24 protein-coding genes are annotated in these 24,238 nt (G+C 56.2%); 11 read left to right on the top strand and 13 right to left on the bottom strand.

What is annotated here, in order from left to right; translation table 11 throughout:
• Positions 1-157 precede the first annotated feature (157 nt).
• Positions 158-1,231 carry a 4-hydroxythreonine-4-phosphate dehydrogenase PdxA gene (pdxA, locus tag H6F59_RS02925; protein ID WP_190695207.1) on the bottom strand — a complete coding sequence of 358 codons (1,074 nt, stop codon included), beginning with the start codon at positions 1,229-1,231 and terminating at the stop codon, positions 158-160.
• A 112-nt stretch (positions 1,232-1,343) separates the two neighbouring features.
• Here pdxA and H6F59_RS02920 point away from each other — a divergent pair, with 112 nt between their 5' ends.
• From H6F59_RS02920 to H6F59_RS02910, 4 genes are all read left to right on the top strand, one after another.
• Positions 1,344-1,448 carry a PetM family cytochrome b6-f complex subunit 7 gene (locus H6F59_RS02920; protein ID WP_073610864.1) on the top strand — a complete coding sequence of 35 codons (105 nt, stop codon included), beginning with the start codon at positions 1,344-1,346 and terminating at the stop codon, positions 1,446-1,448.
• A gap of 76 nt (positions 1,449-1,524) precedes the next feature.
• Positions 1,525-2,481, top strand: coding sequence for an SDR family oxidoreductase (locus H6F59_RS02915; protein ID WP_190694999.1), 957 nt, complete (start codon positions 1,525-1,527; stop codon positions 2,479-2,481).
• 60 nt (positions 2,482-2,541) lie between these two features.
• Entirely contained in the window at positions 2,542-2,760 is a 219-nt protein-coding gene (locus H6F59_RS26210; protein ID WP_242021235.1) for a toll/interleukin-1 receptor domain-containing protein, read from the top strand.
• Entirely contained in the window at positions 2,757-3,353 is a 597-nt protein-coding gene (locus tag H6F59_RS02910) for a hypothetical protein (RefSeq protein WP_242021234.1), read from the top strand. The genes H6F59_RS26210 and H6F59_RS02910 overlap by 4 nt, the downstream gene beginning before the upstream one ends.
• 76 nt (positions 3,354-3,429) lie before the next feature.
• On the opposite strand, the gene H6F59_RS02905 is transcribed toward H6F59_RS02910, so the two are convergent.
• Positions 3,430-3,666 carry a DUF6737 family protein gene (locus tag H6F59_RS02905; RefSeq protein WP_190694996.1) on the bottom strand — a complete coding sequence of 79 codons (237 nt, stop codon included), beginning with the start codon at positions 3,664-3,666 and terminating at the stop codon, positions 3,430-3,432.
• Complete coding sequence (locus tag H6F59_RS02900) at positions 3,666-4,094, bottom strand: Fur family transcriptional regulator (protein WP_190694994.1); 429 nt, start codon at positions 4,092-4,094, stop codon at positions 3,666-3,668. Before H6F59_RS02900 ends, H6F59_RS02905 begins: the two co-directional genes overlap by 1 nt.
• Before the next feature lie 251 nt (positions 4,095-4,345).
• Between H6F59_RS02900 and H6F59_RS02895 the strand changes: the two genes are divergently transcribed.
• A complete protein-coding gene (locus H6F59_RS02895) occupies positions 4,346-4,918 on the top strand; it encodes a peroxiredoxin (RefSeq protein WP_190516267.1) in 573 nt (190 codons plus the stop codon).
• 356 nt (positions 4,919-5,274) lie between these two features.
• A complete protein-coding gene (locus tag H6F59_RS02890) occupies positions 5,275-6,282 on the top strand; it encodes an NAD(P)/FAD-dependent oxidoreductase (RefSeq protein ID WP_190695205.1) in 1,008 nt (335 codons plus the stop codon).
• Positions 6,283-6,567: 285 nt separating this feature from the next.
• Here the strand turns inward: H6F59_RS02890 and H6F59_RS02885 are convergent, their stop codons facing one another.
• Together H6F59_RS02885 and H6F59_RS02880 are read right to left on the bottom strand one after the other, a co-directional pair.
• Positions 6,568-7,122, bottom strand: coding sequence for a pentapeptide repeat-containing protein (locus H6F59_RS02885; RefSeq protein WP_190515842.1), 555 nt, complete (start codon positions 7,120-7,122; stop codon positions 6,568-6,570).
• 90 nt (positions 7,123-7,212) lie between these two features.
• Positions 7,213-7,905 (bottom strand): hypothetical protein, encoded by a 693-nt coding sequence (locus tag H6F59_RS02880; RefSeq protein ID WP_190694992.1) that lies wholly within the window; start codon positions 7,903-7,905, stop codon positions 7,213-7,215.
• A 277-nt stretch (positions 7,906-8,182) separates the two neighbouring features.
• Between H6F59_RS02880 and H6F59_RS02875 the strand changes: the two genes are divergently transcribed.
• The gene (locus H6F59_RS02875) at positions 8,183-8,920 is read left to right on the top strand and encodes a PHP domain-containing protein (protein ID WP_190694990.1); all 738 of its coding nucleotides are present in this window, start codon (positions 8,183-8,185) and stop codon (positions 8,918-8,920) included.
• Positions 8,921-9,108: 188 nt separating this feature from the next.
• Here H6F59_RS02875 and H6F59_RS02870 read toward each other — a convergent pair whose 3' ends face one another.
• The 3 genes from H6F59_RS02870 to H6F59_RS02860 all read right to left on the bottom strand — a co-directional run bounded on the left by H6F59_RS02870 (position 9,109) and on the right by H6F59_RS02860 (position 11,891).
• Positions 9,109-9,720, bottom strand: coding sequence for a PAP/fibrillin family protein (locus tag H6F59_RS02870; RefSeq protein ID WP_190515852.1), 612 nt, complete (start codon positions 9,718-9,720; stop codon positions 9,109-9,111).
• 62 nt (positions 9,721-9,782) lie between these two features.
• The gene (locus H6F59_RS02865; RefSeq protein WP_190694988.1) at positions 9,783-11,147 is read right to left on the bottom strand and encodes a (Fe-S)-binding protein; all 1,365 of its coding nucleotides are present in this window, start codon (positions 11,145-11,147) and stop codon (positions 9,783-9,785) included.
• A 198-nt stretch (positions 11,148-11,345) separates the two neighbouring features.
• Positions 11,346-11,891 carry an NAD(P)H-dependent oxidoreductase gene (locus H6F59_RS02860; protein ID WP_190694986.1) on the bottom strand — a complete coding sequence of 182 codons (546 nt, stop codon included), beginning with the start codon at positions 11,889-11,891 and terminating at the stop codon, positions 11,346-11,348.
• 285 nt (positions 11,892-12,176) lie between these two features.
• Between H6F59_RS02860 and H6F59_RS02855 the strand changes: the two genes are divergently transcribed.
• On the top strand, positions 12,177-13,127 hold the full coding sequence (locus H6F59_RS02855; protein ID WP_190516273.1) for a succinylglutamate desuccinylase/aspartoacylase family protein: 951 nt from the start codon (positions 12,177-12,179) through the stop codon (positions 13,125-13,127).
• A gap of 35 nt (positions 13,128-13,162) precedes the next feature.
• The gene (locus tag H6F59_RS02850; protein ID WP_190694985.1) at positions 13,163-14,821 is read left to right on the top strand and encodes an ATP-dependent DNA ligase; all 1,659 of its coding nucleotides are present in this window, start codon (positions 13,163-13,165) and stop codon (positions 14,819-14,821) included.
• 27 nt (positions 14,822-14,848) lie between these two features.
• Here H6F59_RS02850 and H6F59_RS02845 read toward each other — a convergent pair whose 3' ends face one another.
• Positions 14,849-15,589: a hypothetical protein gene (locus H6F59_RS02845; protein WP_190694983.1), complete on the bottom strand. Its 741-nt coding sequence runs from the start codon at positions 15,587-15,589 to the stop codon at positions 14,849-14,851.
• 533 nt (positions 15,590-16,122) lie between these two features.
• On the opposite strand from H6F59_RS02845, the gene H6F59_RS02840 reads away from it, so the two are divergent.
• On the top strand, positions 16,123-16,401 hold the full coding sequence (locus tag H6F59_RS02840) for a hypothetical protein (protein ID WP_242019740.1): 279 nt from the start codon (positions 16,123-16,125) through the stop codon (positions 16,399-16,401).
• A 441-nt stretch (positions 16,402-16,842) separates the two neighbouring features.
• Here the strand turns inward: H6F59_RS02840 and H6F59_RS02835 are convergent, their stop codons facing one another.
• The 4 genes from H6F59_RS02835 to H6F59_RS02820 form a co-directional block, all read right to left on the bottom strand.
• A complete protein-coding gene (locus H6F59_RS02835) occupies positions 16,843-19,062 on the bottom strand; it encodes an AAA family ATPase (protein ID WP_190694981.1) in 2,220 nt (739 codons plus the stop codon).
• A 355-nt stretch (positions 19,063-19,417) separates the two neighbouring features.
• Positions 19,418-20,002 (bottom strand): hypothetical protein, encoded by a 585-nt coding sequence (locus tag H6F59_RS02830; protein WP_190694979.1) that lies wholly within the window; start codon positions 20,000-20,002, stop codon positions 19,418-19,420.
• 225 nt (positions 20,003-20,227) lie between these two features.
• Positions 20,228-21,190, bottom strand: a complete 963-nt coding sequence (locus tag H6F59_RS02825; RefSeq protein ID WP_199308687.1) for an RpoD/SigA family RNA polymerase sigma factor — start codon at positions 21,188-21,190, stop codon at positions 20,228-20,230.
• A 93-nt stretch (positions 21,191-21,283) separates the two neighbouring features.
• Positions 21,284-22,144: a hypothetical protein gene (locus tag H6F59_RS02820; protein ID WP_190694976.1), complete on the bottom strand. Its 861-nt coding sequence runs from the start codon at positions 22,142-22,144 to the stop codon at positions 21,284-21,286.
• Between the two features lie 183 nt (positions 22,145-22,327).
• Between H6F59_RS02820 and H6F59_RS02815 the strand changes: the two genes are divergently transcribed.
• Complete coding sequence (locus tag H6F59_RS02815; protein ID WP_190694975.1) at positions 22,328-24,196, top strand: metallophosphoesterase family protein; 1,869 nt, start codon at positions 22,328-22,330, stop codon at positions 24,194-24,196.
• The last annotated feature ends 42 nt before the right edge of the window (positions 24,197-24,238 follow it).

Raw genomic sequence — 24,238 nt, 5'->3', positions numbered from 1 at the left:
AGTGGGGAAGCCATTGACCTAAGCACTTTACCGCACCCGTTCTTCTAGAGAGGCCTCACTAATCCCTCCATTCCCCTCATACCCCTTGACAGGCTCCGCCCCCATCCAGAACCTCAATCGTTCACCTAACCCACCTACCACCTACCCGCCTACCCATCTACCCCCTCCGCCCCACCATTTCCACCGCTACCTCCATCGCCGCTACCATGCTGTTACCATCGGCGATCCCCCGTCCAGCAATATCAAACGCCGTGCCGTGATCTGGAGAGGTTCGCACAAAGGGTAATCCTACAGTCGTGTTCACCGCTCGGTCAAAAGCCATCAGCTTCACTGGAATCAGCCCCTGGTCGTGATAGAGCGCTAGGTAGGCGTCGTGGGCCGTCTCCAGCGCCCTCCCCTCGGTGCCAAACCAGGCTTGCCCAGGGCGCACCCACATCGTATCGGGGGGAATTGGACCATCGATCTGCACCTGAGGGTAACGCTGGCGCTGAGCCTCAAGCCAGGAGATCAGCCAGTCCACCTCTTCGCGGCCTAATTGACCACTTTCCCCGCTGTGGGGATTGAGACCCGCCACGGCAATGCGAGGCTGCGTTAGGCCAAAGTCCTGCTTCAGGCTGTGAATCAGCAAATCGAGTTTTTGGGTGAGCAGGGCTGGCGTCAGCGCCTCGGGCACCTGGCGCAGGGGAATGTGGGTAGTAGCCAACAGGGCGCGCAGCCACCAGTCGGTATGGGGCGACTGAGCCACAAAGGCCATGCCAAACCGCTCGGCTTTGGCCCCCTCAGCTAAAAGTTCTGTCTGTCCAGGGTAGTGGTGCCCAGCCGCTTTCCAAGCTGATTTGGCGATTGGTCCCGTGACGATCGCATCGTACTGCCCCGCCACAGCACCCTCAATGGCGGTCTGTAAATAGGCAAAACTAGCCGCCCCGGTAGCAGCGCTGGCCTGGCCGAAGGTCACCGTTTCTAAAGGCAACGGCGGCGAAATATCCGCTAAATCTAAGGAGTCTAAGGCCGGTAGCGGCCCGGCGTAGGAGGATTGCTGAAGGGCTACTAGCGTTTGGTGTAGGAGCGATCGCGTGCCCAGAATGGTGACAGTTGCGATCGCCGACCAATCCCTCGCCCCTAGCGCCTTGAGCACCACTTCAGGACCGATGCCCGCTGGGTCGCCCAGGGGAATTGCCAGCCGAGGGAGCGGCAAAGACAGGTTAGAGACCGAAGTCGCAGGGGTAGTCATAGCGCAGGGGGTGATACCAAACTGGTCTAAAATGAGGGCGGCCAGGGGATAAGCCATCTCCGGCGGGCTGGGCAACTGGCTCAATTACTATAGTGCTGTGGAAGGAGAGCGTATGGGCGGCGAAATTTTCAATACGGCGATCATTATCTTTACCCTGACCCTATTGGGCCTGGGGATTGGGTTTTTGCTGCTGCGGGTGCAGGGCGGCGAAGAGTAGATTTGGCTTCAGGGGTGTAACCAGTGGAGCCATCTGATATTCTTAGAGGAAGTTAAACTTTTGTATCAATTCCCTCATGAAAGTATTGGTCGTTGGCGCTACTGGCACCCTTGGCAGGCAAATTGCTCGCCGTGCCCTGGATGAGGGGCACGAAGTCCGCTGCCTGGTGAGGAGCGCCCAGCGAGCCGCTTTTTTGCGAGAGTGGGGGGTAGAACTGGTGCGGGGTAACCTCTCCAGGCCTGAGACCCTGCCTGCGGCCCTTGAAGGGGTTGATGCGGTAATTGATGCTTCTACAGCCCGACCTTCCGAGTCGGTGCTGCAGGTAGACTGGCAGGGCAAGGTCAACCTGATCAAAGCTACCCGCGACGCTGGCGTCAAGCGATTCATCTTTTTCTCCATTCTGAACTCTGAAAAGTTTCCCCACGTGCCGCTGATGAACGTCAAGCGCTGCACCGAGAAATTTTTGGCCGAGTCAGGGCTCAGCTACACCATCTTGCAGCCCTGCGGCTTTCTCCAAGGGCTGATTGGTCAGTACGCCATCCCCGTTCTCGAAAAGCAGCCGATCTGGGTCATGGGTGAAGCCGCTCCTATCGCCTATATGGATACCCAGGATATTGCCCGGTTTGCGGTTAGGGTGCTGTCTGTGCCTGAAACGGAGAACCGCAGCTTCCCCTTAGCGGGTACCCGCGCTTGGGGAGCCTACGAAATCATGCGCCTGTGCGAGCGCAAATGTGGCCAAGAGGCCAGAGTCTCGCGCATTTCCCTTGAGCTGCTGCGAGCCATTCGCAAAGTGGCGCAGTTCTTTCAGTGGGGCTGGAATTTTGCCGATCGCCTCGCCTTTGTAGAAGTGGTCGCCGGCAGTCAGCCCCTCGATGCCCCCATGGATGAGGTCTACCAGGTGTTTGGTATTCCCAAGGAGGAAATCACCACCCTTGAAGACTATATGCAAGAGTACTTCAGTCGCATTATGAAGAAGCTGAAGGAACTCGACTACGACAGCGAAAAAGCCAGCAAGAAAAAGCTGCCCTTCTAAAAGCTGTTCGAAATGGCAACCAAGCTATAGTGGTGGGCAAATGCTTCGTCTTTCCTGCATATGCCTTCTCAGCCGCTGAGTGTGTTCATCTCCTACTCCCATCGAGATGAAGCACTCAAACAAGAACTTGAAGATCACTTGGCGCTGTTAAAGCGACAGGGCAAAGTTTGCCCTTGGCAAGACCGGCAGATTGAAGCAGGTACTGAGTGGAATGAGCAGATTCGCGAGGCTCTGGATGCTGCGGATGTCATCTTGTGCTGGTCAGTCCCCGATTTATGAACTCTGATTTTTGCTACGGCAAAGAAATGGAGCGTGCCATGCAGCGTCACCGTAACGGCGATGCCAGAGTAATTCCTATCATTCTCACTCCCACTGACTGGAAAGGGGCACCCTTTGACACATTGCAAGTGCTACCGAAGGATGGCAAGCCTGTGGTGGACTGGCCTAACCACGATGCCGCCTTTGTTGACGTGGTGAAAGGTATTCGGCGGGCGGTCGAGTCTCTAGCGCCGGCTTCAAATAGTCAGGATGACGGTTGGGCAACCCTGCAACGAATCAAGTCTGCCTCAAGTTCATATTCTCAAGCCGACACGCTCCAACCTGAGCGCCCAGTGTCGTCCCGCGATTCCGAACGGGAACGCTCCGCGAAGCGCATGCAGTTATTCACCGCACTCTCCGGTCTACCGGGGCCACAGTTTAGCCAGCTGGTGTTCACCCTCAATCCGCCTCCAGGCAACGTGCCCCCGGACTCAGCTCCCCAATCAAACCGAGTAGCGTCTTTACTGCAATGGGCTGATAGCCCGATAGGGCCAGGGCTAGCAACAGTGGATGAATTGCTGAGCGAACTCATCGATCGCCCTCGCTCGACTTAAAGAGCTGTGTCAGCTATCCAGCAACCCCTACTAGATGAAGCTACAGATTAGTTATGTCCAGACGTCAGTGAGACTGCTAATCGGTATGCGGAGCGTCTAAATAACCCGCCTCTCGCATTAAGCGGGGCCAGACTAGTAAGAAAAAGCCCATCCATGCCCCAATGGGTAGCGCCACCAAGCCGGTGAGCCAGAGTCGGTGGAGTAGCAGCCAACTGCCGCCCACGATCGCAGCCCCTGTCAGCAAAATTGACCAGGGCTGACACCACCAAGGTTTCAGCTGCCAAGCGCTAGTAATAGGCGGTGTTTCAGGCATTAGGATGCTTCAGGCTGACAGCGATCGCACACACCCCGCACCGTCACCTCATAGCCCTCGACTTGCCAACGGGGGCTAAGGGTTTTCAGGTTGACGTTGCCTAGGGTTTCCCAAGGAATGTCGGCGATCGCACCACAGCTTTGACAGCGAAAGTGGTGGTGAGGCCCAATATTGGCGTCGTAGCGGCATACCCCCTCTTCAAGCAGCACTTCGCGGACGAGGTTGGCACCACGCAACGCTTGCAGCGAACTGTAGACCGTCGCCTGAGACGACGTTGGGGCGTTTTGGTTGAGGTCGTGAAGAATATCGTCGGCGGTTGGGTGATCGCAGCGACCCAGCAGGTTGGCATACACAGCAAAGCGCTGGGGAGTGACGCGCAGCCCCCGAGACTTCAACATAGTGACGATTTGATCGGCTTGGGACAACATTTTCCCTGGCTCCGGAACTTCAGCGCTACGACTCTGCCAAATACCAGCTCAGGCTGGACATACTACAGTGGCCTACGTTTAACAGGTTAACATTCCGATCTAAGAATTAGTCTGATTTCGTAAAGAAAATGATTTTTAAGCTAATATACTTATTGAAGATTTCTTAACTCGGAATTATTCTGGGTTAAGCAGCGAAGGCTGGAAACGCAGTTAACTGTTGTAGAACTACGAAAGAGGTAATTATGGTTGCAATGCTTGCTACTGGGCGCGTACCTGACGTCGTCTTTAAGACCCGCGTGCGGGATGAGTCTGTGGGCGGGTCCAACCCCTACCGCTGGCAAGACACCACTACCAGCGATCTCTTTGCTGGTAAGAAGGTAGTGGTGTTCTCCCTGCCCGGCGCTTTCACCCCCACCTGCTCCTCCAACCACCTGCCCCGCTACGAAGAGCTGTATGAAGAGTTCAAGGCCCATGGCGTTGATTCCATCATCTGCGTCTCAGTAAACGACGCCTTCGTCATGTTCCAGTGGGGCCAAAAGGTTGGCGCTAAAAACGTCTTCCTGCTGCCCGACGGCAATGCCGAGTTTACTCGCAAGATGGGCATGCTGGTTGACAAATCCAACCTGGGCTTTGGCATGCGCTCCTGGCGCTACTCCATGCTCGTCAACGACGGCGCTATCGAAAAGATCTTCGTTGAGTCTGACTTTGGCGACAACTGCCCCATCGACCCCTTCGAAGTGTCTGACGCTGACACCATGATGGCCTACATAAAAGGCACCGAAGCAACTGGGGTGTCTGAGCCTCGTTTGGCCTTCGTGGGCTAACGCCCCTGTCTCACCTCAGTGAGCGTTAGGCAAAGGGGATTGTGCAATCCCCTTTGCCTTTTTAGATTGGGGTTCCTAGCCGACCTGAGGGCAGAATTATTCCCTATCGGTCACGAGTCTTGAGTATCCAAACCAATAGCCCTCACCTCTGCCTTGATTGCAGAGAGCAGGTATGCAGGGGTCCTTACGGAACTTCCCAGCTACTGTCCTAGCTGAGTTCTGGCAAGGTTCAGGCCTTACTCAGTAAAGACTCTGTCAATTTTCATCTTGATGCTTGCAGAACCTTTTAGCTTAGAAGGGTGGCTTTATCCATCGCTGCCCAGGCTCGATTGCAGTCCTTTCGCTCAGTTGCCGCTATGAAACTCTCCCGCAAAAATCTACACGAACGCACCGATCAGGTTTATGACGCCATCGTTGTCGGCGGTGGTATGGGAGGGTTGTCAGCAGCTATTTATCTGGCCCGCTATGGCCTCAAGTGCTTAGTGGTGGAAAAGGGTAAGGGGCGATCGCTGTGGATGCAGGAAGTGCGCAATGTGGTCGGAGTCAGCCCCGACACCCCCGGGCGCGAAATGCTCAACCACGGTGTTCAGCAGTCAGTCGATTGGGGGGCAGACTACCTCCGCGGCTACGTCGAAGACGTGGTCGATGAGGGCGACCATCTAGCGGTGCAGGTCAAGGTGGGTAAAGTCGACAGTGTTTACCCCGTATTTCGCGCCAAGTACCTAATCGCGGCTTCGGGCGTGATCGACGTGCTGCCCCAGCTCGACGATATGCAGAACGTCTACGACTACGCAGGCTATACCCTGCACGTCTGCATGATCTGCGACGGCTTCGATATGTGGGATCAAAAAGCGGTGCTGATTGCCGGCAAAGAGTCGCAGATCAACGCAGCCTTTGTGCTGGATTGGTTTACGCCATATATCTCGGTGCTTACCCACGGTCTCTGCACCGTTGGCGATGAAATGCGGGCTAAGCTAGCCGACTACGGTTACCCCCTCTATGAGGCACCCATCGCTAAGTTTCTTGGTGAGCACCACAAAATGAGCGGTGTAGAGCTGACAGACGGCACCGTGGTCGAGGCCACCACCGGTCTGATTAACATGGGCTCGATCTACCACAACCAATACCTCAAGGGCATCCCAACCCTAGAGTGGGATGGTGAAAACCTGGTGACCAACACCATGTGTCAGACGACCCACGACCGCATTTTTGCCATCGGCGACCTCAAGCAGGGCTTGAACCAGGTCTCGGTCGCTATAGCCGATGGCACCCTGGCCGCCACCCAGATCTGGCGCAATATTCGCCGCGCCAGCCCCCCGCGCAGGTGGGAGGAAAATCTGGTCAAAGAAGCGATCGCCTCCTAATAGGATTTACCAGTGTCAATAAGCAAAGGCCCCTCTGCCGTCAGGAGAGGGGCCTTTGCTTGTGCTCTGACCCACGGCATTGCTGTGAGCAGGTCGTCTACCTAGATGAGGTAGGGATTGACGAGATGGGGACTATCCCTGCTGCTACTGTCATGACACGAGCGATTCTAAGCCCTAAGTTGGGTCACCGCATTCGATGGGTCACCCTGATGGCCAAGGGTCGATGATGCCCTCAGAGAATGTCCTCACTATCTCCACTGCAATACCACTTTTTAAAAGCGCCATTTAACAGTCGCGGTTCTCGATCGCACCGTCGGGCATGGTGGTATTGCAAAACTGCACCATGCTGCGGTTGACGCCGCGCAGGTTAGCGCCCTTGAGGTTGGCCCCCGTCATGTTGGCGGTACCGAGGGTGACGCTGAGCATGACCGCACCACTCAGATTGGCATCGGTGAGATCGGCGTCGGTTAGGTTGGCCTGGGTCATCTCCACGTTAGAGAGGTCGGCACCGGATAAATTGGCGTTAGGCAGATTGGCACCGTTCATTTGAGCCCCGACCAGGTTGGCACCGCTGAGGTTAGCGCCTTCCATATCGCTGAGCATGAGGTTGGCGTTGCCCAGGTCAGCTCCGGCCAAATTGGCCCCAGTGAGCACTGCAATCTTGAGATTGGCCCCGGCTAGATCGGTGTTGCTGAGCTCGGCCTCATTGAGAATGCACACCTGGCACTTTTTGGTTTCGAGCAGCTTTTGCACGTCGTCGGGAATGGCGGCTTCGGCGGGGGCAAAGCTCAGGCTCCAGAACATGAGGGCGAGGGCCAGCATGGCTGTCAAGCGTTTCATAGTCGGCAACAATCCTGTAAGGCGGGTCTTGGTTATTCTCCCATTCAATGGCATACCTGGGGGGTAACCGAAGCAGCTAAGGGGGTGGCTCTAAAAAGCCGATCGCCCTAACCAAAACAGCTCGGGCTGAGGGTTATGGCGGCAGGGGGGCCAGTAGCGCAGCGCCTCGGCATCAAGCTGGGGTGACGGCATCGGCAAATCTTGGGCCAGGCACAGGTGAGCGATCGCGCGGCTAAACTCGGCCCCATGCCCTGGAATCCTGGCGATGCCGTGGGCCAGCTCATGGGCCACCAGCCCTGGCCAGTCGGCGAGCACAATGCGGCCTGCGTCAACCATCAGCGTAATGGGGGCGGAGCGATTCTCCCCCAGAGCTGGTTTCGACCCATCACAGCAAAATCCATCTACTCCTGCCTGGGGTGCAATTGGAGCCGCAAAGATTTGCATGTTTTGAGACAAAGCTGTCTCAAAACACCCCAGCAGGTCACGCAAAATGGCGTTGAGCTGCTGGTTTACCCGGTGAATGTGCTGACCAATCCAAATGAGGGCTTCCCCAGGGGGGTCAGCTACGTGGGCTAGGGCAATCCAGCTGGGTTCGACCGACAGATTGCGCAGCAGGCCTAAATACTGCGTAGCCCGCACCGTGGGGTCAGCGCCGCTAGCCGGGGCCTGTTGCCAATAGGTAGCCTGGTGAACCTGTTGATCAAAGGATGCATCGTTGAAACCTAGCTGGGACGGAGGCTCGTTCCATCCAGGTTTCCGCTCGCGTTGCGAATCGCTGGCCATGGGGGAATAATTGAAAACCAGAGCAGTAGTCAAAATTTTCCCACAGGATTTCCGCGATCGGTCAGCGACGAACACTTTAAAGCCGCTATTTTCGTTAGGCTAAATAAGAATTCAAGGCAATAGCTTCGACGTCGCCACCCCTCTGGCAGAGCGGATCTAAGCCAAAAATCTATCCGAATAACAGTCCTTAAGCACAAAAAATTCCTCCGTCAACGGGGCAAAGTTATATATTTAATAAAGAACCTTTGGTAAAACGCAGCACTCCTCCCCACGATTCATGGTTGCCACTCCCAGTCTCAGCACCTTTAGCCAGCGCCCCCGCAACGGGGATGCGGAAACGCTGAGAAAAATTTTCGGCGCTGTAGATGCAACCAGCTGCCCCTATACCTACAACTTTCACATGCACACCGCTTGCTCCGACGGCAAGCTCACCCCTGCTGGTCTCATGGAGCAGGTGGTCGATATTGGCCTCAGCGCCTTTGCTATCACTGACCACCACACCGTCAAGGGCTACCAGCAGGCCAAAGCCTGGTTGGAAGATTGGCAATGGCGCCACCCTACTTCTCTCCGCAGCCGTCAGCGAGGCAAGGGTGGGGCTGTGCCACGGCTGTTCACCGGCGTAGAAATCACCGCTATTTTAGTTGAAACCGAGGTGCACATCTTGGGCTACGGCTTTGCGCCTAGCCACGATGCGATCGAGCCCTACCTGCGAGGTTACGCCCCCCGAGGCGAGGCCAAACTTGCGGTTGCCGTCATTGCAGCAATTCAGGCGGCGGGGGGGCTGGCGGTGCTGGCCCACCCTGCCCGCTACCGCACCTCGGCTAAAACCCTGGTGCCCATCGCGGCGGCCCTCGGCATTGATGGGGTTGAAACCTACTATGCCTACGCCAACCCCGAACACTGGGCTCCCTGCCCTCGCCATACCCCTACTATTGAGCAACTGGCCCAAAACCATGGCCTGCTGACCACCTGCGGCACCGACACCCACGGACCAAACCTGCTGCGGCGACTGTAGTTTTCCAGGGTCACCTACTCTGGGCTCAAGCCTGCAATTAATACGAAACTGATTGCAGAAAACAGCTACGGCTCGATGCAGCAAACTGCTCAGAAGGCCCGTCCGCAATGACGACGATGGGGAAATATAGAGGGCGATGAGGGCGATCGCAGCATAACGGCAGCTGGGCGGATCACAGCGAGCGCTAACTACCGCCGAAACACAAACAAGTTGCCCGTGGCACCGCGCCCAAATCGCAGATCTTCGTCCAGATAGGATGTGATCCACAGCGCCTCTTGGCGGAGAAACTCGAGCACCGGCACGGTAATCTGGGGCAGGTGCAGTCCAGCAATCCCTAGTAGGCGGGTGGCTTGCACCGTAAAGGCCCCAAAGCTAACGCGGGCGCTTTCACCTTCTTCGTAGGGCTTCCAAATGCCCTGGGCCGTGGCAGTGAGTTCGCCAAAGAAGGGTAGAGATAGCACAGCGCCGTTTTCGGTGGCGATGCCAGCCCCGTTGTCTTCGGAGTCGGTCAGCCGCTGCCACACGCGCTGAATGCCCACCGGCAGCGGAAACTGCCGACCCAGGCGGCGCGTGACCACGGTGCCCCGCGAGGCATAGACCAGGGCCCAGGAGCCCAGCAGCATGGGCCAATGCTCTGGCCGTAGGGGCTGGTCGATAGGGTTAAGAGCTTCCAGTTCGCAGATGATCTGGTCAATGGCGGGATGCTCTACGGGCAAGATAGCATCCTCGATTTCTAAGGCACCAATGCTTTGGAGTAGCTGAGTTTTAAGCTGATGGCGGCGAGTCTGAAGGGGAGTCATTGCAGCAGGGAAATGAAGGGAATGTGGCCTAACATAGGCTGAGCTTAGGATACCCGGCCTGGTCAGACAGGTTTCTCCAACGGCAGCGGCAGATTGCGAATGGAGAAATCGAGCAGCTCCATGGGGTGAAAGAGCGGGACCTCTCGTGCTTGCCCAACCATGTGCTGCTGAATTTGCAGTGAGCAGCCGGGGTTGGACGAGGCTACCAATGTCGCGCCGGTGTTCAGCAGGTTTTTCACCTTCATCTGGCCTAGCTCTGCGGCCACGTCGGGATGCAGCATGTTGTAGACTCCGGCGCTGCCGCAGCAGAGGGCCGCATCAAGGGGTTCTCGCAGGGTAACGCCGGGAATTTGTTTGAGCAGCTGTCGGGGCTGAAAGCTGATTTTTTGGCCGTGGAGCAGGTGGCAGGCATCTTGATAGACGATGGGTAGAGCGTCCGGGGTGATGGGATGTAGTGGCGTTGTCAGCCCTACTTGGGCGAGGAATTCCTGCACGTCGCGGACTTTAGCCACAAAGGCTTTGGCGCGATCGCGATACTCCGGGTCATCCTGCAAGATGTGGTGGTATTCCTTCAGGGTGTGGCCACAGCCTGCGGCGTTGATCACCACGTAATCGACCTCGGCGGCCTCGAAGCAGTCGATCATGCGGCGGGCTAAGGTTTGGGCTTGGGCCTCTTGCCCTTGGTGGGCGGGCAGCGCCGAGCAGCACCCCTGCTCGTGGGGAATCACCACCTCGCAACCGTTGGCGCTAAGCACCCGCGCCGTCGCCGCATTCACATCGGAGAAAAACACGCGCTGCACACAGCCCAGCACCATGCCCACTCGGTAGCGCTGAATGCCCACGGCGGGGATTAGCTCGGGTAGATCGTCCTGAAAGCTCTCGGCGGTGATCGGCGGCAGCAGCGATTCCATGGCCGCTAGGCTGGGGGAAAGTTTGGCCAGCAGCCCGGTTTTCTGCACCAGCTTAGAAATTCCTAGCTTTTGATACAGGTACAGCGGCCCAGCCATCGCCCGCAGCCGGGTGGGGTAGGGGAACAAGCTGAAGATCAGCGATCGCACCAACCGTTCCGGTAGGGGTCGCTCATGGTTGCGCTGTACCTGGGGTCGCACCGCTGCAATCAGCTGGTCGTACTGCACTCCAGAAGGACAGGCTGTGGTGCAGGCTAGGCAGCCCAGGCAAGAGTCAAAATGTTTTGCCGAGGTAGCCGACAGAGGCGCTTCGCCGGTGTTGATGGCGTCCATTAAATAAATGCGGCCCCGGGGTGAGTCCATTTCGGTGCCAAGCACGCGATAGCTGGGGCAGGTGGTGAGGCAAAATCCACAGTGCACACAGGCGTCGATCAGCTTGGGGTCGGGGGGATGGTGGGCGTCAAAACCATCAGGACTGGGGACGGAAGCGAGGGGGGCAGGCGACTCTGACGTAGGCATGGAAACCCAGGAAACAGCACTCTTTCAGCCTAACGCGATCGCCCTCTGATTAACCTTGGGACAGTGAAAATCCCGTAATGATGAGCATAGGGATAGACAGAGGAAATTTGGGTGAGAGGTCCCGCAGATTTCCTCTGTAGGGATTGCCTTAAAAAGCCCCTGAAAACGAGGGCAGGCATGGCAGCCAGCAGCCTAGGCTTAATCTATTTCGCGCAGCTTGCGGGTATTGTCGTACAGGCTCTGAGCCAGGCCGTCCAGCCGCTGAGAGAGCTTTTCATGGACAATCTTGCCCTGATCGTCAAAGGCTTGCCAGGCTTGACCGATCGCTACCTGTTCGGGCACTACCCAGGTGTGTACCCAGCGCAAAATCGTGCGCAGATCGTTGAGGGCATTGTTGTTTGACTGACCGCCAAGAATGCTGACCGCCCCGGCTACTTTGCCGTCGAGCTGGTCAAAGCTCATCAGGTCTAGTGCGTTCTTGAGCACGCCGCTGACGCTGCCGTGGTACTCGGGGGTGACCAGCACAAAGCCGTCAGCTTCGAGAAACGCCTGGCGCAGACGCTCGACGTCAGGGTGGTCGGGGTAATCTTTGCCGCCGTGGCAAAGGGGTAGGTTCATCTCGCGTAGGTCGAGTTGCTCAACCTCGGCTCCTAGGGCGCTGAGGCGATCGCATACCAGCCCCAGCGCTAACTGACTGTATGAATTGGGCCGCAGACTTCCAGCGATACCGACAAACTTCACCACTGCATACCTCCTATTCGCTTAAGCGTAATCGTAATGACTTCAGGTTAGTAGGAATTGTCACGATTTGTCAACTGCTTTTTGCTTCCTGAACCGGCCCTACAGAGTTCTTTCCCAACAAAACGGCCCCCAAGAAAACGGCCATGCCCCGCGGTTAATCGGCTATAGTGACGGCAAATTACCCTGCCGGTTGCCTTGGGCAAACCTTCACCAGACTCCCTCGAATGCGTTCGAGCCGTTGGCCCGCCGCTAGCGATTCCGACGGCCGTTCCCCTGGCCCCGCTCACCATTGGGGGTGAAACGATTCCCCTGGGCAAGCGGGTGCGACTCGACTTGCCGGTGGCCCGCCTGACCACCGGCACTATGATGTCGCTGCCGGTGACAGTGATCAGCGGCAAAAAGCCGGGGCCGCGCCTGTGGCTCAGCGCCGCTATCCACGGCGATGAGCTCAACGGGGTCGATATCATTCGCCGGGTCGCTAAATCGCTCAGGCCCAACCGCCTTGCCGGCTCGGTGATTGCGGTGCCGGTGGTGAATATCTTTGGTCTGCTAGAGCAATCGCGCTACCTGCCCGATCGCCGCGATCTCAACCGTGCCTTCCCCGGCTCGGCGCGAGGCTCTATGGCCAGCCGGCTGGCGAATTTGTTTATGAAAGAGGTGGTTAGCCAGTGCACCCACGGCATTGACCTGCACACGGCAGCCATTCACCGCGTTAACTTGCCCCAGGTGCGGGCCGACCTCAACAATCCAGCTACCTACGACTTTGCTAGAGCCTTTGGGGCACCGGTGATCATCCACGCTTCCCACCGCGATGGCTCGCTGCGCCAGGCAGCGGCAAAGCGCAAAATTCCCACCCTGCTCTACGAAGCGGGTGAGGCGCTGCGGTTTGACGAAGCCGCCATACAAACCGGGGTCGATGGCATTTATCGAGTGCTGGCCTACCTGGGCATGTATACGCCGCCGGCTATGGCTCAGCCATGTACTTTAGAGGTGCACGATACCCGCTGGGTCCGCGCCTCGCGCGGCGGTATCTGGCACCGATCGGTTTCCCTAGGCGATGAAGTCAAGCAGCGTCAGCCCATGGGCTTTATCAGCGACACCTTTGGCGACAAGCCGGTGCAGGTGCGCAGCCCCATGGATGGCATTGTCATCGGCCACGGCCAAAACCCGCTGGTCAACCAGGGTGATGCCTTAGTCCATGTCGCCAGCGTGAGGGCAGAGATTGAGCAAGAACAGTAGGATGAGCAAAGCGACGCCTGCCCATCTGCCTAGCTATGCAGCGATTTACTCAGCTTTTTCAGGATATAGATGCGACCACCTCGACGAACGAAAAGGTGCGATCGCTGCAAGCTTACTTTCAAGAGGCTGAATCCGCCGACAAAGTTTGGGCGCTCTATCTGCTGCTGGGCAAAACTCGCCGCCGCATAGTGACCTCGCGGGTGCTGCGGGACGTGTTTTTGCAAATTTCCGACATTCCCGAATGGCTGTTTAAGGACTGTTACGCCCAGGTGGGCGACTCGGCGGAGGTGATCGCCCTGCTGCTGCGGGATGTGGATTTACCTGTCCGCAGGGGCGCAGCATGCTGCGCCCCTACCCCAAGCCATGTTGAGAACCAACCTCCTTCGGCCCCCATCCCTCTGCACCAGTGGATGGAGGAGGTGGTTCCGATGTACAAGGCGATGGAGACCGACGATGAACGGCGCGATTTGATCGTCTCCTGGTGGGCAGCGCTGGATAATACCGAGATCTTTGTGCTCAACAAGATTCTCACCGGGTCCTTTCGGGTTGGTGCATCGGCAAAACTGGTGATCAAAGGCCTCGCCGCCGCCACGGGCGTTTCCGAAGCTGTACTGGCTCACCGCCTGATGGGTGACTTTAGCCCCACGGTCGAGTTCTACACCAGCTTGACCAATGAAGAGGCCACGCAGAATGCTCCCAGCCAGCCCTACCCGTTCTTTTTGGCCACCTCTTTGGACGAAGAAAAATTCCAGGGCGAAAACTTTTCTCGCTGGCGGGCGGAATGGAAGTGGGATGGCATTCGCGCCCAGGTGATTAAGCGGGCCGACCAGGTATTTGTCTGGTCGCGGGGCGAGGACCTGGTTACAGACCAGTTTCCGGAAGTGGAGGCGATGATGGCCACCTTCCCCAACGGCATTGTGATGGATGGGGAAATTCTCTGTTGGCAAGACGGCATGCCGCTGTCGTTTAACCACCTGCAAAAGCGCCTGGGCCGCAAGAAAGTCAGCAAAAAGGTGATGGACGATAGCCCTGTCCACTTTATCGCCTACGACCTGCTGGAGTACGGCGGCATCGATATTCGGGAGAAAAGCTGGAGCGATCGCACCCAGTCGCTCTCCACTCTGCTAGCTGTGCACACCGCCCCCAACCTGCATCAGTCTGTGCCCCTTGAGTTTCAGTCCTTTACCGAACTGGCAACCCTGCGCCAAAACTCGCGCCAGCAGGGGGCCGAGGGGCTGGTGGTGAAGGCGATCGACAGCCCCTACCTAGTGGGTCGCAAGCGCGGTTACTGGTGGAAGTACAAGGTTGAGCCTATGAGTCTCGACGCGGTGCTGATCTACGCCCAGGCGGGCAGCGGCAAGCGGGCCAACCTGTTTACCGACTACACCTTTGCGCTGTGGCAGGGCGAGACTCTGGTGCCCTTTGCCAAGGCCTACAGCGGCTTGGACAATGCAGAGATTGACGCACTAGACAGGTGGATTCGTCGCCACACGACGGAGCGGTTTGGGCCAGTGCGATCGGTTGAGCCGATTCACGTATTCGAGATTGGCTTTGAGGGCATTGCCGCATCGACTCGCCACAAGTCGGGCATTTCGGTGCGCTTCCCCCGCATCCTGCGCTGGCGCAAAGACAAACCCGCCGCCGAAGCCGACACCTTGGATTCGGCCAAGGAGCTATTGTCAACTTTTCGCTGATCAGCAATGTCAGGCTAATGAGCTAATTCAACCCTTTTTAGAGCCTAAGATTCGATAACGTTGCGTGATAATGTTGACTAACTGCTCCGATTCTGCGCCGTTGATTATACCCATGCCAAATTCATGACGCTTTGTGTTGTAATCAAACAGAATACCGCTACAAAACCCACGAGAAAATCGATACGGTTCTAACGGATCTTTAGACGTTCTCAGATCGTTAAACCGAAGTTTGTGAAGCTTCGTCAAATCAATTTTCATTAAACGGTCAAAAAAGGTTTCACTAACCATTGAGGTAATAGAGTAATTGTCAAGTGAAGCAATGAATGTTTTGTCATCCATGCGATCGGCGTCACTTCCAGGCAATGCAAATTCCTTAAGGTTTCTAACTTGTAGATTGTCGATCTTTTCTAGATCAAACTTCTGCTCACGAGCAAAACCTAACATTTTATATTGTAAGATCATGCGGATGCTATTAACGTGAATAATCCTTCTTCCAGTTAAATTCCATAAAACTAATCCAATCATTAAGATGTCAGTTGCAATAAGAAGTATTAGGAAGGGTATAAAGAGCCAAAGAGGTTTGCTTGGATCGTTAAGTACATCCGGTATTGCAAACAACATCGCCAGAGTGGCTGTTCCAAACATAAGAAAGGAAAGTACGCACAATATAACCATGCTCCATTCTTTGCGTACAGGAATGACAACATGCAGTCCTCTATCACTACTGGTAACAGCTGCGCCGCTATTTGGCAGTTGAATTATTTCCATGATGATTGAGTCAATTGAAAATATAGGTTGAAAATGAGGCCATCCTGTACCCTGATAGTTCTCTTAAATAGGTATTATGGCGGCTAACAACTTATTATGTCGACAGTTTCTGTATAAATGCCTTGTAGAGGATAGTTATACTAATGTTTCCGTATAATTTACCTGGAGAGGGTAGTTATATGGAAAGTTCGTACGGCATATCCTTACTGCCGGTGGGCAACTAAAAATTTCTGAATAGCTTTATAAAGACTGGTAGGTAGCGCATTCGCTTCACGGTTGACGAGGAGCAGTTGTACCACTATCATCATCCATTAAGCCGTTCAGCAGAGCGGTGACCACACAGAACTCGAAAACTTTGGCGCTGTCCGTAGGCGCTTGCAACACCTACGAACAGCTAACCCCGCAAATCTCTTGCGCAGATTGCCGGGCTAAGGTCGATCGTACCCTAGCTCTCCCAGTTTGCACCTCAGCTGCGGTTAGCTAGGGTTTTCGCGTTCTGTCTTCCTCAAACCCATAGAAGGAACACAGAACCGATGTTTGAATATCTCGAACCCGACGCCTCTGGCGCGTCGTATCTTCCGCCTGCCCAGCCCGCCCAGCCCCATCCTCGCCCAGAGCGCGTGCGTCACCTGCTCTACGGCAGCCGATTAGGCATAGACCGCACCATCAAAATCCTTCACGCCTACGGCTACGCCAACCCCAACGACTGGAGCGACCCCATCCCTGTGCCGTCCAATAGCATTGAGCCAGGGCACCCAGGTGAACCCCAAACGTGGATGGCTATTCTCACCAAAACCGTGCTGATCGAGTAGATTTCTTAGTCGTAGGTATCGGGTTCCTGGTGCTGCTGCCCAGACTAGGCTACAGGCAAAGGAACCCGGTACCCTATCGCCCCTAGTCGTAATCAGTGCCCTGCGATCGCCAATGTGGCAGAGCTGTTTAGCATGTTGCACTCGCTGATCGTTAAAGTGGCACAGCGGTTTAACGTGTTGCGCCCGCTGATCGTTAAACACAGCCCGATGATCGTTAAAGTGGCATAGCTGATCGTTAAAGTGGCACAGCTGTTTAACGTATTGCGCCTGCTGATCGTCAAACACAGCCCGCTGATCGTCAAAGTGGCACAGCTGTTTAGCAATTGCACCCCGCAATTTAGCTCTTGGGCAGGGTGCGGCAGTCCTTTTAGACGTTGCCCAAAATGAAATCGGCGATCGCCTTAAGCAAGCGGTAGTCGCACTAACTCAGGCTTAACATCATTAAGAAGTTGCCCTGGCCACCAGGTAGACCAGGGGCGATCGCCACTGCACTGTTTGCCCCTGGAGCTGTCGCTGGCAAGTCTGTTGAATGGTCGCTACATCTTTTTCAGGCAGGTGCTCTGCTAGCTGATCGCGATAGCTGGGCGGGGTGCCGCCCACCGCAAACCATCGCTGCAACAGCGCGGAAGACACGTAGATGCTGCTGTGCAAAACGTCTTCGGTAAGCTGAACGGTAAAGCCCGTTTTGAGAAAGAGGGTTTGTAGGGTATCAGCCTGCCAGTTGAAGCGGGGGTCGGTGGTGGAATGGGCGATCGCATCTTCCGCCTGGTGCCAGCGCTTGACCAAGGCCTTGCTCAAGCCCGTGACATCTACTAGGGCGGAGATGCGCTGGCTGTGGCGAGGGATGGTTTCGGCCAGTACCACCACGCCATCGGGAGTTAGCAAGTGCTGCACAATCTCGATAAATCTGTCTCGGTTTACCACTTGCCCAAAGGCATTGCGGCCCACAATGCGCTCAAAGCGAACGCCTGGCGTGTGGGCGGCAAGATAAGCTGCCAGGGCTTCGTAGTCAGCATGCACAAATACGGGGCGAATCAGTTCGGGCAGTTGAGCCGCCTGTTCCTCCAGCGCTGCCTGGTCTTGGGCAGTGTGCACGCGGGCGTAGACGCCGCCCTCGGGTACCCGGCGCAAAGCTTCCCAGGTGAGCAGTCCTGTGCGCGCGTTAAGGTCGAGAATGCGGTGGTGGCGCTGGGGTAGGGCCAGAGCAAAGACGCGATCGCGCACCTCCCCCAGCTGTTCGCCCGCCTGGCTGAGGGTGCGCTGCAGCCAGCGATCGCGGGCCGGGTCATCGGGGCTGTAGGTGAGCGCTTCGGGTAACGCACCGCCGCCATCCACCATTGCCGCTAGCTGAGCCTCGCGCCGTTGGGCTACCTGGGTCTGAATCGATGCCTCGTAGCCTTGAGCCGACGGTTGGTAAAACACCTGCCCCTGCAAGCCGCTGGGCAAATACTGCTGCTCGACCCAGTGGTCGCGGTAGGCGTGGGGATACAGGTAGCCTTTGCCGTGGCCAAAGCCTTTGCTATCGCGATTGCCATCTCGCATGGGGTTGGGCACCTCGCGCTCGCGCTCCTGCTCGATAGCAGATAGGGCGTCGAAAAAGCCCATGGTGCTGTTAGATTTGGGGGCTGTCGCTAAGTACAACGTCGCTTGGGCGAGGGGATAGCGGCCTTCGGGCATGCCCACCCGGTCGAAGGCGGCGGCGCAGCTGGTCACCACCGTTACGGCGTGGGGGTCGCCCAGGCCAATGTCTTCGCTGGCCAGAATCACCAGACGGCGAAAGATGAAGCGGGGGTCTTCGCCTGCGTAGACCATGCGGGCCAGCCAGTAGAGTGCCGCATCGGGGTCAGAGCCGCGCACGCTTTTGATAAAGGCGCTGATGGTGTCAAAGTGAGCGTCGCCCTCTTTGTCGTAGAGCACCGCCCGCTGCTGAATCGATTCTTCCGCCACATCCAAGGTGATTTGGATCTGGTCCTGCCCGTCGGGGGGCGTGGTCTCGACCGCCAGCTCCAGGGCGTTGAGCAGGGCGCGAGCGTCACCGTTGGCTACGTTTACCAGATGATCCAACGCAGCGGGTTCGAGCTGAATGGGGCGATCGCCGTAGCCCCGCTCTTTGTCCGCCAGCGCCTGCTCCACCACCCGGTATAGATCCGCTGACTCCAGCGGCTTGAGCTGAAAAATGCGCGATCGGCTAACCAGCGCCTTATTTACCTCAAAGTAGGGGTTTTCCGTCGTCGCTCCAATCAAAATTACCGTGCCGTTCTCCACCCAGGGCAGCAGCGCATCCTGCTGAGCCTTGTTGAAGCGATGCACTTCATCAATGAAGAGAATCGTGCGCCTGCCGTACTGGCCGCGCAGGTCTTGGGCGGCGGCGATCGCCTCTCGAATATCCTTTACCCCTGCCAGCACCGCATTCAGCGCGATGAAATGGGCGCTGGTGGTGTTGGCAATGATCTGAGCCAGGGTGGTTTTGCCCGTGCCTGGCGGACCAAAAAAAATCAGCGACGACAGCTGGTCGGCCTGAATTGCTCGTCGCAGCAGTCGCCCTGGCCCCACCACGGCATCCTGGCCAATGAATTCGTCTAGCGTTCTAGGCCGCAGCCGTGCCGCCAGGGGGGCATCCCGGCCAATCTGCTCCTGGCGGCTGTGGTCAAAGAGATCCATTGGATTAGGGCAATTAGGGTTAGTAAACACCAATCTACTGGCATTACCAACCCAGTATTTCTATGGTATAGCCCTAAACGCTAGCTTTTCTACAGCGATTCGATGAATATGAATTGCCGTTAGGTTGTTGGGGAATGACCGCAAAATCCCTCAAAATGTGAACATTGCTTCTGAGAATTTGAAAAGTTCTGTTTTTATAGCAAAAGTGAAGCTCCCCCGGTGTCTTTTGTAAAAGGAAAACGAGGGGAGCAGCATGGGACTGAGGTTTCAGCAAAACGCTTTCCAAACGTCCTCTAATCCGAGTTAGCCTAGTCTGGTTTGGAAGCTGTCATCCTACTCATTGAAAGCTACAGCCTTAACCGCGAGCCCGCTCTAGCAGAATCATCATGATTAAGCTGAGCAGTACCTGGGTTTCTTCTTGGGGCGACAGTTGATCGATTGGCTTAACAAGAAACTTTCGAGACAAAAACGACGGCTGCTTTTCTAAACGCATGACTACAGTGCCATTGGTGCGTTTTACCAAATACTTAGGGTTGAGTACATAGCCACTTAAGGCTCCTAGAATTGGCACTTCTTGAAACAGCGAGTCGAGCACTTTAACCCAGGGGTTCTCCTCCTGGATATGCAGATCGCTATTTGCGTTGTCAAAAATATCGTAGTGGGCTTTCCATAACGATTTCATACCCTTCTTCTTAACGCCCCCTATTACTGCGCCGTTACTATCTGTAAAGTTGTAACGAGCCGAAAAATCAATAATGCGATCGGCTTTTATGTCGTAAAGCCTCTGAGTTTGGGCTTCGTCCGCAAAAACACCAATCGCTTCTTTTAATTTGAATAACTTTTGCTTAACAAAGAACAAAACTTTGCCATTAGCATCTGTAACAGTGATCTTGGGCGCAAGCGTCCAAACCTTAAAAGTAATCTCTAAGGGATATTGCATACTTATATAACAGCTCCGGCTTCTAGAAAATGCTGCTCTCTAGTAATCCCCTATATAGAATGCAAATATCAGCTACAAAAGAGCATTGGCATAAAGTTAGTATTTCTTAAATATTTAGCTTGAGTAAATTAGCGATCGCCTGAGATAAGTGAGACTGCACGATCGCAAAAATGGGCAAGAGGTCTCTCCCCTTGCCCATCCATCAGCCAATTGCCTACCCTGCTTTCAACCAGCTAGATACGCCTTCAAATCATGGCGGGCGTAGCGCAGTTTCTTAATTGCGTCGCGCTCGATCTGGCGCACTCGTTCGCGGCTAACGTTGAGCTGCTGGCCCACCTTCGAGAGCGACAGCCCTTCCCCAGTGCCGAGGCCAAAGCGCAGCACTAGTACCTCTCGCTGCTGCGGCGTCAGGCGATCGAGAATGCGAAATATGTCTTGCTTGAGGCTATTTTGAGCTGCATATTCTTCGGGCGATCGTCCCTGCTCATCCTCCAGCATGTCGGCCAGCTCAGTGTCGCCTTTGTCGCCCACTAGAGCGTTTAACGACATGGGCTGCTGCGACTGCGATAGGAACTGGCGCACCTGCACCAAGGGCATATCGAGATAGTTAGCTACTTCTTCAAGGTTAGCGGTGCGCCCCAGCTCTTGGGCCAGATGGCGCTGGGCGCGCTTAATCTTGGTCAGCTTTTCAAAGATGTGAATGGGCAGGCGAATGGCGCGGCTTTTCTCTGCGATCGCCCGAGTTACCGCCTGACGAATCCACCAATAAGCATAGGTTGAAAACCGAAAACCCTTAGTGGGGTCGAACTTTTCGACCCCACGCTGAAGGCCCATAGTGCCTTCCTGTACCAAATCCATCAAATCCAGGTTGCGTTTGGTGTATTTCTTGGCAATAGAAACCACTAGGCGCAGGTTAGCTTCCACCATGCGGCGACGAGCCGCCTCTCCCGCAGCGATCTGCTGGTGCAAGTCGTTGAGCGAGACCTGAGCAGCCGCAGCCCACTCGTCTTCTGAAGGCTCGCGGCCCAAAGTGTTCGTTAGCTGGGTCGATATATCAGTTAGATGATTCAGCTGCTGCACATGCTTACCCAGCGAAATCTCTTCGTCGCGGGTCAGGCGGGGGATGCGGCCAATTTCTTTCAGGTATGCCTGAACAGAATTGCTAGAGGTGGAGATAGCTTGAGCCATGGGGAAATCAGTAGTGGCAATCGACTTACCTGCCACTATGACAAGGGTTGCTCTTCCATGCCTCTACCCAAGGGGAGGAAGGCTAAGAATACCTTAAGAGCTACAGTTAGCGCCGTCGTACTGCACCTGTATCGGCAGCCAATGGGCCCGAGGGTTGGGGAGAGGGCTGCTAGCTTGAGGCCCAAAGCTACGCTGCAGAGCCAGTTCTAGTGCTTTCTCATCCAGCACTGTATAGCCCGTGCTGTCGAGCAAGACTGGCTCCTTTACCAGTTGACCCGCCGCATTCACAATCACTCCAACTAGCCCTTCAGCAGGGGCTGGCGTCAGGCAGCTAGCCAGAGGATAGGTGACCTGTAAAGGGGCAAGTTTGGCTCCTAAAACGGGTACCTCGCTATCGCCTAAACCTTCGCCCTCTGTCTCTAGCCATCCCGGCACCACAGCCGTGTGAAACGCCACCTCATCAGCAACTAGCGACTTGGCCTGCTGATTAAACTGGTATTGCCCTAGATCACGCAGGCGTTCGTCAAGGGTTGCGGGTAGTGGCTCGGGGGGCACCGGCTCTAAGTCAACAACATCCGTAGGTGGTGCAGGGGGCTTGGCCTCTACCGGCTCGACTCGACTTGGCGAGGGGGCGGGAGGTGGAGAAGCGGGCGGCGCGGAGCGAACAACAGGCGGAGCGGAGCGAACGACAGGCGGTGCTTTGGGAGCTGGTGCTTGGGGCGACTGAGAAGCTGGGGCAACCGCAATGGTCTCGACGGGCTTAACGGCTGCCGGTAGCCGCAACACACCCACGGTCGCGGCTGGAGCGGTAATTTCGGTCAAACTCTCCGGCAAACTCTCTGGGGCCTCTGAGCTAGACTCGGGCATAGGCCAAGCTAGCAGCACGCCATGCAGCCCGATGGAGATCAGCGCCAGCAATCCACCCCCCGACCATCGGAGAGAGCGCTTACCCACCCTGAGTTTGAAAGGAAATGTTATGCCCATGCCTGTTGTTTTGCGCTGGTAAATATTAGCGTTTGACGTTCTCAAGGTGGCACATCTTTTAGATGCTGTTAACAGTGGGCAGACAGTTTTCATATTGTCGTTATTGCCGCTACGCTAGGGCTGTCAAGGCTCTACCCACAAAGGCTCACAACAATGCGGCGAAAAAGCTTGACCCTACCCACGGCGGGCCTGCTGCTGGTGATAACAACTATTCTTTTAATCGCCCTGGAGTCTCGTCAGTTGTCCGCTGCTCCATCCCCTGAGGCCAGTGCTGTGACCACTCAACTTTTAACCGATCCATTTCTGCAGAATCCTACCCCTGGTGCGGTGCGAGTGATGTGGTTCACGGAGTTTGAGGGCCAAGACCACCAGGTGCGGTGGGGTTCCCCCGGTCAACCATCCGACGTTAATTTACCCAATCGAGCCCCAGCTACTACCACGCGGCTGGCCCGAACCCGAGAAGATGGTCAGTCGCGGCTTGAGCACCCCGATTTTTTGGATTTACAACAGACCGTAGCGCGACCGATTTGGCGACATGAGGCCGAAGTGACCGGGTTGCTTCCGGGGCAGCGGGTGCCCTACCGGGTAGCCAGCACTGGACCCAATGGCACTGTGGCCGAAAGCCGCACGTTTACCCTGGCTGGAGCCCCCGCAGCCGGTCAGCCCACTAAGATTTTGCTCACCTCCGATCACCAAAACATGCCTATGGTTGCCGCCAACCTACAAAAGGTGGCAGAGACCTTGGGTCAAGTAGATGCGGTATTTTTTGCGGGCGATCTGGTTAACAATCCCGATCGCGCCTCAGAGTGGTTTGACGACAGCCGGGGCGTTGGGTTTTTTCCCTGTTTGCAGGGCAACACTCACTATGACCTAGAGCGCAACGGCCGTGCCGTGACCTACCAGGGCGGCGAAATTATTCAACACGCGCCGCTGTTTCCCATTTTGGGCAACCACGAGGTGATGGGGCGCTTCGCCGCAGCCGCTCCCCTAGGAGAGCAGTTCAACCAGGCTGTACCGCGATCGGCCGCAGTGGAACTATACGAGGCCAATACCGAGCTGTTTAACCCCGCTGGCGACCCTGACCTACGCCACCAGTGGATTGTTGATAATTCCTTTAATAGCGACACCTACGAAGCTTTGTTTAGCCTGCCGGTCACCGAGGTGCCGAACCGCGATCGCCCTGAAACCACCAGCCGCTACTATGCCGTCACCTTTGGCGATATTCGCCTGGTGTCGCTCTATGTCACGCAAATCTGGCGACCTTACAACCTCGATGCCACTGCACGAGGCCGTTACCAAGAGCGCGAGGCCGACCTGGGCACGCCGCAGAACTGGGGCCACGGCCAGCATATTTTCGAACCCATTGAGCGAGGCAGCTTGCAGTATCAGTGGCTGGAGCAGGAATTAGCCAGTGAGGCCTTTCGCCAGGCCAAGTATAAGGTGGTGATGCTGCACCATCCACCCCACACCCTGGGCGACAACATTGTGCCCGCCTTCACTAATCCTGTACGCCGCTACGATCGCGACAGTTCTGGCCGCCTCACCGCTGTTCGCTATGAGTACCCTCGCACCGACGACTACATTGCCCGCGACCTGGTGCCCCTGCTCGAACAGGCCGGGGTAGATCTGGTCTTCTACGGCCACTCGCATCTGTGGAACCGCTTCGTGTCGTCCCAGGGCACCCACTATCTCGAAACTTCTAACGTGGGCAATTCCTATGGTGCGTTTTGGAAAGATAAGTCTCGTCCGGTACCCCCTGAGACCATAGAGGGCTCAGGGGTGACCTACTCTCCCACCGATTACGTGGCCCAAGGCGACCCCAATGGTCTAGAGCCTGTAGTGCCTACGATCGCCCCCCTGCGGGACGAAAGCGGCAATCCGCTGCCCTACCTGGCTAGCAACGATATCACCGCTTTCAGCGTGTTTGACACGGGTACCGGCACCATTAGCAGCTACTACTTTGATACGCGGGAGCCAGACTCAGCAGTGGTGAAGTTTGATGAGTTTGTCGTGGGCCGATGAGCGGATGAGGGGAGCAACCTTGAGTATGGCTGTCGGGTTGTT

This window comes from Nodosilinea sp. FACHB-141, from assembly GCF_014696135.1.
Lineage (GTDB): Bacteria > Cyanobacteriota > Cyanobacteriia > Phormidesmidales > Phormidesmidaceae > Nodosilinea.
The sequence above is the reverse complement of the archived record's forward strand: the minus strand, read 5'-3'. Positions and strand labels throughout refer to the sequence as shown.

Coding starts and splice junctions, on each gene's coding strand:
- pdxA (WP_190695207.1), bottom strand. CDS start 1,231: ATGACTACCCCTGCGACTTCGGTCTCTAACCTGTCTTTGCCGCTCCCT.
- H6F59_RS02920 (WP_073610864.1), top strand. CDS start 1,344: ATGGGCGGCGAAATTTTCAATACGGCGATCATTATCTTTACCCTGACC.
- H6F59_RS02915 (WP_190694999.1), top strand. CDS start 1,525: ATGAAAGTATTGGTCGTTGGCGCTACTGGCACCCTTGGCAGGCAAATT.
- H6F59_RS26210 (WP_242021235.1), top strand. CDS start 2,542: ATGCCTTCTCAGCCGCTGAGTGTGTTCATCTCCTACTCCCATCGAGAT.
- H6F59_RS02910 (WP_242021234.1), top strand. CDS start 2,757: ATGAACTCTGATTTTTGCTACGGCAAAGAAATGGAGCGTGCCATGCAG.
- H6F59_RS02905 (WP_190694996.1), bottom strand. CDS start 3,666: ATGCCTGAAACACCGCCTATTACTAGCGCTTGGCAGCTGAAACCTTGG.
- H6F59_RS02900 (WP_190694994.1), bottom strand. CDS start 4,094: ATGTTGTCCCAAGCCGATCAAATCGTCACTATGTTGAAGTCTCGGGGG.
- H6F59_RS02895 (WP_190516267.1), top strand. CDS start 4,346: ATGCTTGCTACTGGGCGCGTACCTGACGTCGTCTTTAAGACCCGCGTG.
- H6F59_RS02890 (WP_190695205.1), top strand. CDS start 5,275: ATGAAACTCTCCCGCAAAAATCTACACGAACGCACCGATCAGGTTTAT.
- H6F59_RS02885 (WP_190515842.1), bottom strand. CDS start 7,122: ATGAAACGCTTGACAGCCATGCTGGCCCTCGCCCTCATGTTCTGGAGC.
- H6F59_RS02880 (WP_190694992.1), bottom strand. CDS start 7,905: ATGGCCAGCGATTCGCAACGCGAGCGGAAACCTGGATGGAACGAGCCT.
- H6F59_RS02875 (WP_190694990.1), top strand. CDS start 8,183: ATGGTTGCCACTCCCAGTCTCAGCACCTTTAGCCAGCGCCCCCGCAAC.
- H6F59_RS02870 (WP_190515852.1), bottom strand. CDS start 9,720: ATGACTCCCCTTCAGACTCGCCGCCATCAGCTTAAAACTCAGCTACTC.
- H6F59_RS02865 (WP_190694988.1), bottom strand. CDS start 11,147: ATGCCTACGTCAGAGTCGCCTGCCCCCCTCGCTTCCGTCCCCAGTCCT.
- H6F59_RS02850 (WP_190694985.1), top strand. CDS start 13,163: ATGCAGCGATTTACTCAGCTTTTTCAGGATATAGATGCGACCACCTCG.
- H6F59_RS02845 (WP_190694983.1), bottom strand. CDS start 15,589: ATGGAAATAATTCAACTGCCAAATAGCGGCGCAGCTGTTACCAGTAGT.
- H6F59_RS02840 (WP_242019740.1), top strand. CDS start 16,123: ATGTTTGAATATCTCGAACCCGACGCCTCTGGCGCGTCGTATCTTCCG.
- H6F59_RS02835 (WP_190694981.1), bottom strand. CDS start 19,062: ATGGATCTCTTTGACCACAGCCGCCAGGAGCAGATTGGCCGGGATGCC.
- H6F59_RS02830 (WP_190694979.1), bottom strand. CDS start 20,002: ATGCAATATCCCTTAGAGATTACTTTTAAGGTTTGGACGCTTGCGCCC.
- H6F59_RS02825 (WP_199308687.1), bottom strand. CDS start 21,190: ATGGCTCAAGCTATCTCCACCTCTAGCAATTCTGTTCAGGCATACCTG.
- H6F59_RS02815 (WP_190694975.1), top strand. CDS start 22,328: ATGCGGCGAAAAAGCTTGACCCTACCCACGGCGGGCCTGCTGCTGGTG.